Origin of the sequence: Streptococcus sp. HMSC064D12, from assembly GCF_001837205.1 — a bacterium.
In the GTDB taxonomy this organism is placed as follows: domain Bacteria; phylum Bacillota; class Bacilli; order Lactobacillales; family Streptococcaceae; genus Streptococcus; species Streptococcus salivarius_D.
The window spans coordinates 81,866-96,955 of sequence record NZ_KV831739.1; the positions used below are offsets into that span (position 1 = coordinate 81,866).

General features: G+C 35.0%; 13 protein-coding genes. All 13 read right to left on the reverse strand.

Annotated elements, in window-relative coordinates; all coding sequences use genetic code 11:
- The gene (locus tag HMPREF2697_RS05190) at positions 1–1,308 is read right to left on the reverse strand and encodes a DUF2142 domain-containing protein (RefSeq protein WP_049554128.1); all 1,308 of its coding nucleotides are present in this window, start codon (positions 1,306–1,308) and stop codon (positions 1–3) included.
- Complete coding sequence (locus tag HMPREF2697_RS05195; RefSeq protein WP_070849852.1) at positions 1,295–4,246, reverse strand: rhamnan synthesis F family protein; 2,952 nt, start codon at positions 4,244–4,246, stop codon at positions 1,295–1,297. The genes HMPREF2697_RS05190 and HMPREF2697_RS05195 overlap by 14 nt, the downstream gene beginning before the upstream one ends.
- 180 nt (positions 4,247–4,426) lie before the next feature.
- Positions 4,427–5,683, reverse strand: coding sequence for a beta-carotene 15,15'-monooxygenase (locus HMPREF2697_RS05200; RefSeq protein ID WP_227834261.1), 1,257 nt, complete (start codon positions 5,681–5,683; stop codon positions 4,427–4,429).
- Positions 5,676–6,452 carry a glycosyltransferase family 2 protein gene (locus HMPREF2697_RS05205; RefSeq protein ID WP_070849854.1) on the reverse strand — a complete coding sequence of 259 codons (777 nt, stop codon included), beginning with the start codon at positions 6,450–6,452 and terminating at the stop codon, positions 5,676–5,678. Before HMPREF2697_RS05205 ends, HMPREF2697_RS05200 begins: the two co-directional genes overlap by 8 nt.
- Complete coding sequence (locus HMPREF2697_RS05210) at positions 6,442–6,798, reverse strand: DUF2304 domain-containing protein (protein WP_002886817.1); 357 nt, start codon at positions 6,796–6,798, stop codon at positions 6,442–6,444. Before HMPREF2697_RS05210 ends, HMPREF2697_RS05205 begins: the two co-directional genes overlap by 11 nt.
- On the reverse strand, positions 6,798–7,514 hold the full coding sequence (locus HMPREF2697_RS05215; RefSeq protein ID WP_070849857.1) for a glycosyltransferase family 2 protein: 717 nt from the start codon (positions 7,512–7,514) through the stop codon (positions 6,798–6,800). The genes HMPREF2697_RS05210 and HMPREF2697_RS05215 overlap by 1 nt, the downstream gene beginning before the upstream one ends.
- Before the next feature lie 30 nt (positions 7,515–7,544).
- Complete coding sequence (locus HMPREF2697_RS05220; protein WP_070849859.1) at positions 7,545–8,537, reverse strand: glycosyltransferase family 8 protein; 993 nt, start codon at positions 8,535–8,537, stop codon at positions 7,545–7,547.
- Positions 8,537–9,862 carry a lipopolysaccharide biosynthesis protein gene (locus HMPREF2697_RS05225; protein ID WP_070849861.1) on the reverse strand — a complete coding sequence of 442 codons (1,326 nt, stop codon included), beginning with the start codon at positions 9,860–9,862 and terminating at the stop codon, positions 8,537–8,539. Before HMPREF2697_RS05225 ends, HMPREF2697_RS05220 begins: the two co-directional genes overlap by 1 nt.
- Before the next feature lie 376 nt (positions 9,863–10,238).
- Positions 10,239–11,090 (reverse strand): dTDP-4-dehydrorhamnose reductase, encoded by an 852-nt coding sequence (gene rfbD, locus HMPREF2697_RS05230; protein WP_070849863.1) that lies wholly within the window; start codon positions 11,088–11,090, stop codon positions 10,239–10,241.
- An 84-nt stretch (positions 11,091–11,174) separates the two neighbouring features.
- Positions 11,175–12,650: a glucosyltransferase domain-containing protein gene (locus HMPREF2697_RS05235; protein WP_014632797.1), complete on the reverse strand. Its 1,476-nt coding sequence runs from the start codon at positions 12,648–12,650 to the stop codon at positions 11,175–11,177.
- Between the two features lie 3 nt (positions 12,651–12,653).
- Positions 12,654–13,580, reverse strand: coding sequence for a glycosyltransferase family 2 protein (locus tag HMPREF2697_RS05240; RefSeq protein WP_014632796.1), 927 nt, complete (start codon positions 13,578–13,580; stop codon positions 12,654–12,656).
- A 10-nt stretch (positions 13,581–13,590) separates the two neighbouring features.
- Positions 13,591–13,926 (reverse strand): metal-sulfur cluster assembly factor, encoded by a 336-nt coding sequence (locus HMPREF2697_RS05245; RefSeq protein ID WP_002886809.1) that lies wholly within the window; start codon positions 13,924–13,926, stop codon positions 13,591–13,593.
- A 53-nt stretch (positions 13,927–13,979) separates the two neighbouring features.
- A complete protein-coding gene (rpoD, locus tag HMPREF2697_RS10360; RefSeq protein WP_014632795.1) occupies positions 13,980–15,089 on the reverse strand; it encodes an RNA polymerase sigma factor RpoD in 1,110 nt (369 codons plus the stop codon).
- Position 15,090: the final 1 nt, after the last annotated feature.

Genomic DNA, 15,090 nt, shown 5'->3' on the forward strand with positions numbered 1-15,090 from the left:
TTATGCAAATACCCCCCAATAATGGAAAAGAATCAAATACATAGCCACTAAGAAATTAGCAATTAAAGTCAGAGTTGCTATCTTCAATCTTTTCTGTCGAGATAAATCAATCTTAGCTGTGTTAGCGACTAGCGGCAACAAAAGAATGATAAATGGCGTGAAATAACGTCCTTGAGCACCAACCGATATATTAGCTCCCTGACCAAGAACAATCGGTGTCCACTGCATATACATTACAGTAACAGCAGCTAAAATCTCAAGAAGGAAGAGAATCCAGGATGCATTAGCAAAGTCTTTTGTAAAGAAATCCTTCTTACTTGATAGGAACAAAATGGTAAGAACGATGATATCAATAAAAATTAACCACAGTGGCATTTGTAATGTAAGGTTACCAAGATAACCGAACATCCCAAGTGACAAGATACCATTCAAATTGTCATTCAACTCAGGATTAAAGAGTGTATTACGCAAAACTTCTCCATAATGACGAAGACCACCTTGATTCTTCATTAAGAATTGAAGAACCACTACAACACCTACTACAAAAAGAAGGTAGAAGACTGCTTTATATTTTGAAATAAAGGTCTTAATGGCTTGTGCTGGACGATTTAGAAAGGCAAGGACACCTTCAAACTCAAGTGGTACAAACGGAATCAATCCCAACAATAAAACGTTATTTGGCTTAGTTGCTAACAGTAAGATCGCAAGACCTATCACCTGGATAATATTACGATTGGTAAAACGTTTAGAATAGGCAAGATTCGTGATAAAACCGAGAGCCAACATCACTTCTAAATAGTTCATCACATCATAAGAAAGTGACGAAGCTTGCTGAACCATAATAGGTAGCAGCGAAATAAACATTAGGGCTGTTTTCCCATACTTGAAATAACGTATTAAAAAGTAAATTCCTAGTATATAGGCCAGTGCATTAAAGATGCGCCCCATATAGATAATCATTCCAACTGTGGGACTAATCCAACTTCCAATCGTCATCCCTATCAACTGTGGAATAAAGGAGATCGTTTTTAAACTCACACCGAATTGAAAAGGTTCTTTACTCATATCAATCTTTTGAGCAAAAATCTGTTTATATTCTGCTAACTTAACCTTATCATTACTTGGAATCTCATCCATCCACTTAAAAGATGTTTCGGTTGGTTTATGGAAAGTTTCCCAAGTCATTCGCGCGTGGTTTGTTTCGTCTGGCACACGATTAATTGGAAATACAAACATAAATGAGAAAATAAAAATCGTCGCTAAGATGAAAAATAAATTTTCAACTTTTATCTGTTTAATTCTGTTCAAAATAAGTCACCATATCATCTTTCTTGCTTAACGTACAGTTTTCAAGAACAGCCCGATAAGCAGCATCTGCAATTTTCTGTCTTAATTCTGGAGATAAAACCAAGGCTTCGAGCTTGTCGAACCACTCTTCATCAGTAGCTAACAATCCTGTTTCACCATCAACAACCGCATCTGAGAAAGCTCCTATCTTACTTGCTACTGTTGGTACCTTCACCAAGGCAGCTTCAATCCACTTAATCTCTGACTTCGCACGGTTAAAGATAGAATCCACAAGCGGTGCTAGGTTAATATCAACTTCACTAATCAAGGCAGGCAATTTATCCCAGTCCACATAATCGTGAGTTACAATTTGATTTTCAAAGGGCTTCATATCTTGCGGAATATCCAAAATCCCGACAATATGTAATTGGACATTGCTATATTTTGTAAGCAGTTGCTTAATAGCTGGTTTAATCAATTCAAAATTCTCATTATGACTAATTGAACCAGAGAAATAACCAATCTTAACAATATCAGATGTTTGAGAGTAATCTTTGATATATTGGCTACTAATAGCGATTAAGTCATCAGAAGCCAAGTTGCGATTAAGTAAAACCTTACTTTGGTACTTATACAACTCCTCCTGCAACTGGTTAGTCGAAGTAATGGCACCATCACAGTTTTCTAGCATATAGCCATAATTTCGAACACCAGCATCATAGTTTCCTTTTTCAACCGAATTAAGCCCTTGCGTATAACTCAATTGGTCTGTATAAACCGTATCAAAAACCAAATCATCAATATCAAAGAAAACAGGTTTTCCATATTCCTTAGCCAAATGACAGAGACGCAAAAGCTCAGGTGAGATTGGTGAACGGTAGATAACGATGTGACTAGCATTTTGAGCCATCGATAATTGGAAATCAGATAGGTTAACAACTTTGACTGCAAAGCCATGCTTACGTAATTGTTCTGCTTTGTTCAAGACACGGTAACGGGTACATTGCGGAATGATATTTTCAACCCCATCAATCAATAGAATGTATTGGTCACGTGGAACAGTCTTAAATTTATTCACAATATCTTCCAAGATTGCCACAGGGTAATCCGTTTCTTCTGCAACAAAGTCTAACAAGTCAGGGACTTCTGAATCACGATCCAGACCTTGCCACAAGAACTGGTCTTCATCATAATTTTTCAGAGCCGTATATTTTACCAAGGGACTTCCTGCCTTGAGCATCTTAAGCGGATGGATATACATGGCAGAATCTTCGTATTCTTGTACAACCGCATCGAAACGATAACCTAAATCAGCAAAATGCTTGGTAAAACGTGTCTCATGTCGACCAATAGCCTTATCACGAGAATCTGTATCCGTCAAATGTGTCCAGTACTCATAAAAGTCATCATCGTTTAGCATGAGTTTTTCAATAACTAGGAAATAAGATTGAAGATGCTTAGGAATGTAGCCGTAAGGATTCTCTTTAGTAACATCCTCTTGTTCTTCTCCAAAGGAAATTCCCCAGAAATCTAGTTGCTTATCAGCCATTTCCTGGAACACTTGAGACAAATCCCTCATCGGACCAATATTAGTATCATTCACCAAGAGGAGCTGGTCATAATCTTTAAGCTTATCTTTACCAAAGGCAAAGATTCCTTCTCTAAAGGCCGCAGTATCATATCCCTTGTTATCACGAGTTAAAACCCTACCATAGGTCTCAAGGGTATTAATATCATCATCGTGAAGCTGTCCATTAACAACAACAATAACATCATCTACCAATGGAGCCAAGGCTTGCAAGAAACGTAATTTGTATTCTTGAAGACGAGCTTCAGACTCAAAAATAACATAAACCAACGCTTTCTTACCATTATACGACAAGGCAGAACGTTGACGGTTTCTAAGATGTCGTAACTGACGAACTTTAAGTGGTGTCATTCGACGACGTAGCTGTATCACTTTGACTTTTAAAGCTCTCAAATAATTTTTAATAGCTTTTGGATTCTTAGCAATTACCCCTGCTGTCTTTATAGGTGTGATAAGAGCGTTCCCCAGACGATATGACAGTGAACCTCGGATAAGCTCCATCTCTTTATGGGCATCCTTCAATCTCTTAGATTGTGTATACTTTCTTCGTTCAAGTTGATCACGTTCTTTTTTCAAGCGATTAACATAGTCTGTCACATCATCATGATGATTTATCAAATCATCTATACGACTCTCCAAAATCAATAAGTTTTCGCAAACAGCTTGATAGATTTCATGTGGTAACTTTTCGAGATACTTCTCGAGAACTTCAAGATAGATTTCATAATGGTAGCGTACTGAATCCCTTTTTGAAATCGAATCTTTTTCAAAAACACGATAATTCAATTTGGTATTAGGTTGGTAAACAGCCTTCGCCCCATTATTGATAATAAGGCTCAAGAAAAAATCATAGTCCTCGAGTTTCTTCCCTGAAAGTTTTTCATCATAATAGGTACCCTTTAATATGGCTTTGTTTACTAAAGAACAATTTGAAATATAGTTCGATACCAATAAGCTATGTAATTCAAATTCCTGAGCTTTTAGATAGACTTCATTTTTTTCAAAATTGAATAAATCACAATACACTATATCTGCTTGATGATTAATCGCACATTCATATAATTCTTGTACATAAGTTTCATCCAAAAAATCATCACTATCTACAAATAAAAAATAGTCCCCATTTAAAAGATTAAGTCCCTTATTCCTTGTTCTCACGACACCAATATTTTCATGAGACTCAAATGTCGTCACGAAAGGTGACTCTTTCAGAACTTCCTGAATAATCTCTGGGGAATAATCTGTCGAACCATCATCAAGAACAATTAACTCAATATTTCGATAAGTTTGGTTAAAAATACTTCGTAAACATTGCTCAATATAATTTTCATGGTTGTAACATGTTACAACTACTGATATTAAATTAGTCATTTTTCCATCCATTTTATGTAAGAAAATATTAATTAGTACATAATAATTACTATTAATTCCAATCTTTCAAAGAAAGAACAACTATCTTATTTTGAAAGTGTACACCGCTTTAATTATACTATAGTTTGAAGAAAAAATCCCCTTACTACAGACAAAGAAAAAAGCAGAATAACTCTGCTTTTACTTTATAGCTTTAGACCGTTTAAAATGAATATAAATGTCATTCAAAAAATAACAAGTAATAATAAATAGACTAAGCATTATAGGTAAATACGTTCTGGTACTAGAAGCATAAAGTGTAGGTGAAAATGAAATCAGCAAACGTCCAATTAAACCTATCCCGAATAAGTATATAATCCATAACCTATCTGAAACTTTAGAAAGAGTCCATAGAGAATACATCAGTATCATAAATAAAACGATATTATAAATCACCGCTCCAAAATAGACAACATTGTAATCAAAGGTGCCACTCTCTCTAGCAACTTTACTAACACTAGAAAGTGTAAATAAAATATTTCTCCACTCAAACTTCTGACTTAAAATAGCAAATAGGGTAAAAGATGACAGAATCAGTGAAATAAAATTCTTTTTATAAAACGATAAAACTACTAAAACTATCAAAAACACAAAAATAAAGCCGAAAGATACTGAAAATATACCATCTCCAGTTTCTAAAATTCCTAACCCTATTTTTTGGAATGGGTTCAAGTGGACAAAATTGGGAAACCAAGATTCCACATTTTTTTCAAACCTCAATGTGTTTCCAGGAGAAAATTTTGCAGAGAGAATTCCTGTCAACGAAACCAAGCCATACAATATATTTCTGTACCTAAATGTAATGACTTTCCAATCCCTTATTAATTCGAAAACAATCCATAAAAAAGCATAGACTGCTAACTGTTCATTCATAATAGCAAAAACAAAAGATAGGAACGCTAGACATTGAACCCACCACTTATCTGAATAACGATAATACAGAGAGAACAAAAGAAATGATGCTGGAAATACATAATTAATATATGTAGGAATAGAACCTGCACTTAAAAATTCACTTGCTGGAAGAAAAATAAAAATGAAAAGTCCAGGTATCCAAGGTAAATTAGGGCAAATTTTCTTACTAGGTAAAAGCAAAAAGAAACTTGCAATAATAGAAGCAATTATAAATAACTTATCGTGTACTGAAAAGAATAATGTTGCGGATTCAATCAGTAACCGGCTACTCCATGTAAGATAACGATTAATTCCAAATTCAAGGTAATTATGGTGAAATTCCTTTGCATAATTTAAAAATGCTGTTTGATCCCCTACAGGTGTAATTTTATTATTAATATAGTACTGAAAACCATACAGTATAGAAATAATTAAGATGTAACAATAAAATCTACTTTTACTTTTCATTTTCTCTCTCAAACAATAACATTCATACTTACCCATTCGTCTTCTGACTCTTCACATATTGTTTCATAAGGATATTTGCTATCCATTTTGGCCAAAAGAGTTGGTACATATACAAATCTTCTTTACTACGAGTATTATCAGCAATAGTCTTAGAAGTCTCAGATTCCTCATGAATTCGGTGACACATTAGCTTATCTGACACATAGACAAAACGTCCCTTGTATTCACTAATCTTATACCAAGCATACCAATCAAGGCTAACCTTCATTCCCTCATCAAAATAGAAATTCTTCAATTTTTCAAGGTTATAGGTGACAGCTGGACAACAAATGGGATTACCAAAGGCCATTACACGATTACGCCAAAAATGACTACCAGGAAAAAGATCCATTGTTTTTAGCATCAAAGTTTTAATCTTTAGATTGGTATTTGCAGGAATCTTTAGATCATTTTTTTCTTCAAAATAATCAGAATATCCGATTAGAACATCACTATACTTTTCCATCTTGGCCAATAATTTTTCTGCATATTTTGGCTCATAATAGTCATCCTGATGGGCGATAGTAGCATATTTTGTTTCTACAAAAGAGATAGCATTATTCCAATCTTTGCCAATCCCCCCACCTTGTTTAGTATAGAATGGGATAGCATAACGCTGGCAAAGTTCCTTAATCGAATCCAGTGGCGTTGAACTATAACAGATAATTTGAGATTGAAGAGTTTGATTTTTCAAAGATTGAATACAGGCTTCAAGATAATCACTTTCTCCATAAGCGCAAATTACCCAAGTATGATTATCCTTCATTCTTTTCCTCTTCCTCTTCTACATGACTTTTTAGAATAGATAATTCCTGAACTAAATGCTTTATCTGCTCCTTTTGCTTTGATACAGTTAATGTTTGCAAAAAAGTGATGACCAACAAGAAAAAGATAGCAAGTGACAGCAAAAAATTCGAAGTCAGCTCAAATCCAAGTAATTCTGCAAAATAAACCGGAATAGCATCAAAAATGGAAATAATAATCATTACCAGACTGATGACAATCCACATGAAAGCCTGTTCAAATAAGATATTATTCTTATTGATATTTCTAATGACTAAATAAAGGAAAAAGATTGAAGCTATCAACATCACCATAGATAAAACTGACATTATTCACTCTCCTTCATAAATGCTGCAATAACAATCGATGAACACACTTCAAGCATATAACGAATGGATTTAATTGGCGTAATAGAAGAAACACCACCAGTACGTTCAAACATATTTGCTGGTCGTTCAACAACTCTATATTTACGTTTCAAAATATGAACAATAGTCTCTGGTTCTGGATACTTGATTGGATAACGCTTAGCGAACTGTTTGATAACAGTTTTATCAGCCAAACGGTAGCCTGATGTTGTATCTAGAACCCTTTGTCCAGTTGTCCATTTGATAAGATTGGAAATAACACTGATTCCGAAGCGTCTCATAAAAGTCGTTTGAAATTCAGACTTAACATCACCAACAAAACGAGAACCAATCACTAGGTCTGCTTCCTTCTTTCGAATTGGCTCTAGCAAATCTGACAAGGACTCAATATCATGCTGGCCATCGCCATCAAATTGAACTGCTACATCATAGTCATGCTCTAGTGCATATTTGTAACCTGTCTGGACCGCACCACCAATTCCAAGATTCATCACGAGATTAACAGCATTAAAATGATTCTCTTCCAGAATTTGTTTTGTCTTATCTGTTGATCCATCATTGATAACAACGTAGTCCAAATCAAAATCAACCTTCTTGCGGTAATTCAAGATACTCGTTACCGTTTCGAAAATACTCTCCTCCTCATTGTAGGCAGGAATTATCATTAAAACTCTCATGTATTCTTATTCTTTCTGTATTTAATACGTCTATCTTTTATTTTTTTGGAGCTGTTTTTTTCGGTATTTCATAAATGCTGGTATCAGTGAATTAATAATCTTATATCTCAACATTGGAAAAGGTTTCATAATTATATTAAATGTCCTAAAACAAATAAAGTAAAATTCCCAACCAGTTTCCATAGGCGTTTTAGACCAAGGTGTCTTTTCAAGATAATAAAGATAGTACTTTCTTAATTTATGAGTATTTCCCTTTCTCCAAGGGCGTTCCTCTCCTAGATAATGGACAATGATTGGATTTTCAATAGCTTCTCGCAACTCTTGTCTACTTATGAACTCCGCTGGTAAAGATAGTTTTTTTAATACTCTGTAAGGGTAAAAAAAGTATATATTGAAGAAATTATATTTTGGAGAAATAACATAAATATCATCTTTTAAAGATCCATTAATTGCATCTTGGTCGTTAGCAAAAAGATTACCATCATGTTTTTTATAATATGCTAGAACTTTCTCTCCAAGTTTACAATTTCTCCACTTCTCCAAATCAATAAGTAGAACTCCAGCGTTACAATACATCTGTTTTCCCAAACCTAGAAATTCTCTTCGCCCTGCATCAACAGTAGATTCAGGACCCATTCCGATTGAACGGTTACCCATGTCTAATTCCCATAGAGATTCAAGACTCCCCAATACCAAAGTATCACCATCTAAATACAAAATTCTATCAATATCTTCTGGTAAAAGCTTGTCAACTAAGAGTCGTGCTAACACAATTGGTGACCAACCATTTGTATCAAAATCAAAATCTATCAAGCTCCTCAGATTAGGTAGAGTAATAAAATGAACTGAACGGCCATAAAGTTTAGTAAATTCTTGCAGTTTAGCTTTATTAGCCTCAGAGATGTCGGTATTTAGTAAATAGATATTAATTTCATCCATTGATTTATTATTCTCAAAAATTGAACACATACATGTTGCAACTTGAGGAACAAAAGCGTTATTTAACGTAAATAAAATATTCATTAGCTTCTCTTTCTTTTATCCTTATTATTTACCCAAATATAAATTATTATGCTAGTGCTAAAAAAGATAATCATTGAAATTAAGAATGATAACGATGCACCAAGAATACCTTCTGACCTTACAAATGACAATGTAGCCAATTTAGCTACAATAAAAGTAGCTATATATGAAATCACTAGATATGATTGCTTTCTAAAAATTGTCATAACTATATCAATAACAAGTGCCAACACATTAAGAATACCTCCCGCCAGAAGAATTGCAAAAGGCACTTTATATTCTACCAATGATGTTCCATAGACTAAACCTAAAATCTCTGTACCTATTAGATAACCTAGACCGATAATAATTACACCTAAAACTGTCATGGCTGCAAACAAGAGACGAACTTGCTTATAAAATAACTCATATTTCTGTTCATACCAATAAATAGACAACTGTGTCGTCAAAGGTCTTAAAACGAAAAATAAAAGGGATAAAACAAAGACGGGCATAAACAACACATTAAAGTCTCTCTGAATACCATTGGAAAAAAATCCCTGGGTTAAAAGCAAGTCAATATCAATCTTAGCTTCATTATAGACATAGGTAATTAAAAAACCATTTAGAAATAAAGGAAAGGCTTCTTTCAAAATAGAGGTAATATTTTTTCTATCTTTTATTATTGATGGAAGAAAATCTACTTTAAAGTTATTTATAGAAACTCTATAATCTAGTATAGCTGTGAGAAATAGATTTATCAAACAGATAATACCACTTGAAAGCAATAAAGATTTTGTTAGGAGCAAACTTAACCCAAAGACTAATATACAGACCCAACTTCGAAAAAACTGAACCTTTCCAGCTAAATCTGATCTATTTCGTTGTTGAAAATACCCCTGAAAAACGTCCGAATAGGCATCAATTGCTCGATAAAATACTAAAAGTAATATAATTATTGCTTTATATAAATCATATCCCTGTACAAAAACATATCCAAGAGAGGTTATTAACATCATAATAATTGTTACTATACGTGTATTATGGTAGGAAACAAATGAATACCTTTCTTTAACATCTGTAGATTGCATATTACGTATTTGAAAATATCCTAACACAAAGAACTGCTGTCCAAGTGCGTATGCAATACTAAAAATATCTGAATTTCTAGAATCAAGAAGTCTGGAAGCTAAAAGTAGGAGAATAACTGAAATCAAAGAAGATGAAATAGTTCCCAACATATTCCAAATATAATTCTCTTTCATAGAACTTTGGTTAGATATTTTTTCTGAAATGAGTGGTTGTTGATCCATATTCTTTGTCAAAGTATATTTTTGTGAACTCATTATTTCTCCTACAAAACGATTTTTCCCTTTATTATACTATAGATTTTTTAAAAAGTGAAAATCCTACATAACGATTCACTAAAACACAAAAAAGGTCATAACGACCTTTTCGAAAAAATTGAATTCTTACACTTTTATTAGTAGAAAGTACTAATATATTATTCTTTTTAAGAACTATATAACCATAAAATGTTTCAAAGATACCATATACTAATGAAAGGGAGAAAAAAATCTTTTCCCAAATTGTAAAGTGGTACGAAACCTCTATCTCACGTTTTCCTTCTGGTACAGATATTCTCACCCCAGCATCTGAGGCTATATAAAACTATTAAAATATCCACTAAAAGACTAAACAGTAGCACTTTTTCTCGTATTCTTACTTCACTTCCTGTTTGTAGAACTCTTTCAAAGCATCTTTCCATGTTGGAATGACAAATCCTGTAGCCTTAGCCTTATCCAAACTCATTGTTGAGTTAAGTGGGCGTTTAGCTTTAGCTGGGAATTGGCTTGAATCAACAGGTTTCACTTCAACATCAGTATCTTTGAGGATTTCAACCGCGAAGTCATACCAAGTTGTATCTTCTGCTGCATCATTTGACAAGTGATAATAACCATATTCCTTACGGTTTTCAGCCAAATAAGTCATAAACTCTGCCAAAGTACGTGTCCAAGTTGGACGACCGTGTTGGTCATTAACAACTGTAAGTGTCTTGTGAGTCTTAGCAAGGTTTTGCATAGTGAAGACAAAGTTCTTACCGTAGTTACCGAACACCCAAGCTGTACGGATAATGTAGTAGTTAGTCACATATTTTTCGACTAACTCTTCACCCATGCGTTTTGTACGACCATACTCTGTCTGTGGATCTGGTTTATCATCAACTTCCCACTCTTGACCGACTGGTTTTTCACCATCAAAAACGTAGTCAGTTGAAATATAAACAAGCGTTGCACCATGTTTTTCAGCAGCCTTAGCGACATTTTCAGTACCTGTCACATTAATCGCATAGTCAAGCTCTTTACCTTCATCTTCAGCTGCATCAACAGCTGTGTAAGCAGCACAGTGATAAACCAAGGTTGGTTTTACTTCCGCAAAAACTTCGTCTACTTTTTCAGCATCTGTGATGTCCATTTCTGCCACATCTACTGCTACATATTCTTCGTTACGTTCGTCAAGAAGGTGACGAAGTTCAGTTCCGAGTTGGCCATTTGCACCTGTTACTAGAATCATATTTTTCTCCTTGTAGTTCCAATAATGTTAGTTTCATTTTAACAAAAAAAGCAGAAAAAATCTGCTTTCATAAAATATAATTTATCATTTCATCACTACAAAAAGTTCATTATCTTTGGTATAAACATCATACATTTTTGTTGTTTCTAATTGTTTATACTCTGAATTTACTGTTGTTGCATCAAATGGTTTAAAATCAACGTTAAATTTTGTGATTGCATTAAATCTCATCGTCATATCCCAAGAAACATTAGTATTAGGCATAATTAAACTACTAATCATTGGATAGACCGAGGTCGCATTTTCATAAATAGGCGAATTAGCAACAAAACGATTAATATTGACCACATTATTTTTATCATTCAAATACTTATTCAAACTATTTCCTAGCATAGCACTCTGAACTTCAAATGTATTATTCTGTTGCTTTAAATTGCTTACATAAATAAATGAAAAAGCAAGGAAATAAAAGATGAGTAAACTTGAAAATACTGATTTTAAAACATTAATAATCTGATTTCGATTGGTTATTCCCAAAGAAACAACTAACACAATCGAAGAAAAGACTCCTAGTCCGTACTCATATCTAGGTCTCAACAAATAAAATTGTTCTGAAAGTATTAAATAGCTTCCATAACTCAAAATACTTCCTAAAGCAAGCCAAGCAAACGTAAAAGCTAAAGCTACAATTTTCTTTTGCTTGCTACTAGTAATTATATTAAATACTAACAAGATAAGTATTACTAGAAATAAAAGAATCCAGACTTTTGTGCTTTGAAGATAAATATTTTTCAGATAACCTTTAGCATTTGCTAGCATAATACTAGGAAGATGTAATAAACTTGGGATATTCCCTTGGTCAGCAAAAATCGGTGGCTTAATAGTAATTTGTATTTTATATAAAACCATACCACCAACATAGGATAAAATCGAACATACTAAACTCTTTATATTCAATTTACCACTGTAGACTACTTCTAAAAAGAGAAGTGTTAGCGTCATGAGAATATAAATTCCTGACGATGCTTGGTATGAGTTACACATAAGATAAATACATACAACCGAACATATACTAAATAGTTTTCTAGACTCCCAAAAGATAAAAGGAAGAATTGACACTAAAATACTTAGTGACATAAATGGGTTGTCAAACCTAAAGCTCAAAGGCTCTAAAAACCAAGGATTTATTCCAATTACAGTTGAGGCTAAGGCTAAAACTGGAGTAACCTTTTTCGATGGAAACAATACAAACAATAATATCGTACTTGCAAATGTTAGTATAAAGGCTGAGATAATATTTGTTGTCAGGCCAGGATCCGTTAAATGAGTACCACCTTGAATAAGACGTGCTGAAAATTCACTCAAATATCTGGAGTAATGTTCAGAGAAGCCCGTATAACCCAGAACTTGACGACCAATATCGTCAATATAGGGGTACTCAGCTAAACTGATGTTAATATTAACTAAAAGATAAACACCTAAGATAAGAGATAAAACAAATTTATTCCTCTTAATATATCCTTTTAAATTATTAAATACTCCTAAAAACTCTTCAATCATTCTTTAGCCCTTCTCCTTAACAATATACACTGGTCGTTTCTTGGTTTCTAAAAAAATCTTGGAAATGTAGTGACCGATGATTCCAAGCGCTAAGAGCTGAATCCCCCCTATAAAGAGGATAATAGAGACAAGGCTCGCCCAACCAGCTACGCTTCCACCAATGGTCAACTTTCTGATGATGACGAAAATAATTCCAACCAAAGAAATCAAGAATGAGAAGGTCCCTGCCCATGTGGCAAGCTTCAAGGGTACTTCTGAGAAGTTGATAAAGCCATCAAGTGAGTAACTCAATAGGCTCCAGAAAGACCATGAAGTCTCTCCCGCCACACGTTCACGATTTTCATAAGAGACGTAGGCCACGTCAAAGCCGACCCAAGAAAAGAGGCCTTTTGAAAAGCGATTGACTTCCTTGAGCTCAAGAATGGCATCAACGACTTGACGAGTCATCAAGCGGAAATCACGTGCCCCATCCACCATTTCAGTATCAGAAACTTTATTAATCAACCAATAGAAGGCCTTAGCAAAGAGTGAACGAATAGGTGGCTCACCCTTGCGGTCTGCACGTCGTGTCCCGACAACGTCGTAACCTTCTTGGATTTTGGCATACATCTCGATGAGCAGTTCAGGTGGATCTTGAAGATCGGCATCCATAACTGTGACGTAGTCACCTTGGGTTGCTTCAAGTCCTGCCAGTAAGCCTGCTTCCTTCCCAAAATTACGAGAGAAAGAGAGATAGTGAACATTCTCAAATTGTTTTGAAACCTGTCTCAGAACTTCTAAGGTGCGATCTTTTGAACCGTCATTGACAAAGTAATAGTTGAAAGCCAACTGATTGGCCATTTGTCGCTCAACTGCCTGACAAGCCTCTAAAAAAGGATGAATAGTCTCTTCCTCGTTATAACAAGGAACAACGATAGCCAGTGTTTTCATAAGATTTCTCCTAACGAATACCTAGGGCGATACGGGCATAACGACTCATTTTTTCAACAGTCCACGCTGGTGTCCAGACCAACTTAACCTCAGTCTTAGTGACTTCTGGTACTTCTTTCATAGCGTCATAAATTTGGTCTGTCAAAAGGTCTGCCAGTGGGCATCCCATAGTCGTCAAGGTCATATCGATTTCAGTATAACCATCTTGCTGGAAACGGATATCGTAAATGAGGCCAAGGTTGACAATATCAATCCCCAACTCTGGATCAATGACCATTTCTAAGGCTTCCAAGATACGGTCTTTGATTTTTTCAATTTCTGCTTCAGTGTATTTTACTTCAGACATAGCTTTTCCTCCAAAATCAGGGCCTAATAATCAGGCCCCTTCCATTTACTATCTTAGTCTTCAATAAAGTCTTTAAGTTGTTTACTACGGCTTGGGTGGCGCAATTTACGAAGGGCTTTAGCTTCAATCTGACGAATACGTTCGCGAGTGACGTTGAAGACTTTACCAACATCTTCCAAAGTACGCATCTTCCCATCGTCAAGACCGAAACGGAGACGAAGAACATTCTCTTCACGGTCTGTAAGGGTATCAAGCACTTCATCCAATTGTTCACGAAGAACCACACGAGTTGTGTAATCTACTGGATTTTCAATAACTTCATCCTCGATAAAGTCACCCAAATGGCTATCATCTTCTTCACCAATAGGTGTTTCAAGAGAAACTGGCTCTTGAGCAATCTTAAGGATCTCACGAACCTTATCTGGAGTCATCTCCATACGTTCAGCGATTTGCTCAGGTGTTGGATCTTGTCCCAACTCTTGCAAGAGGTTACGTTGCTCACGCACCAATTTATTAATAGTTTCAACCATGTGAACTGGGATACGGATGGTACGTGCTTGGTCTGCGATAGCACGTGTGATTGCTTGACGAATCCACCATGTCGCATAAGTTGAGAATTTGAAACCTTTAGAGTAGTCAAATTTATCAACGGCTTTCATAAGCCCCATGTTACCTTCTTGAATCAAATCCAAGAACTGCATACCACGTCCCACATAACGTTTAGCGATTGAGACTACCAAACGAAGGTTGGCTTCTGCCAAACGTTGTTTAGCTTCCAAGTCACCATTTTCAACAGCGATAGCCAATTCTTTTTCTTCTTCGTTACTCAAGAGAGGCACTACCCCAATCTCTTTGAGGTACATACGAACAGGGTCATTGACCTTAGCTGAGTTTGAACCAAGAAGCTCCTCGTCTGTCAACTCTTCTGGTTTTGGGGCTTCAACAACATATTTAGATGAAGGATTTCCGTCCTTATCAGTGATAGAGATACCACCGTCTGTCAAACGTTCCAAAAGGTCATCAATCCCATCAGCATCCAGAACAAATGGGATAACTAGTTTTTCTGTGACTTCATCATCAATTGCTGTACCAGCTTTTTTGTGGTTACGAATGAAATCAGCGACTTGAACGTTAAATGCTGTATTTTGTTTTTTCTTTGCCATG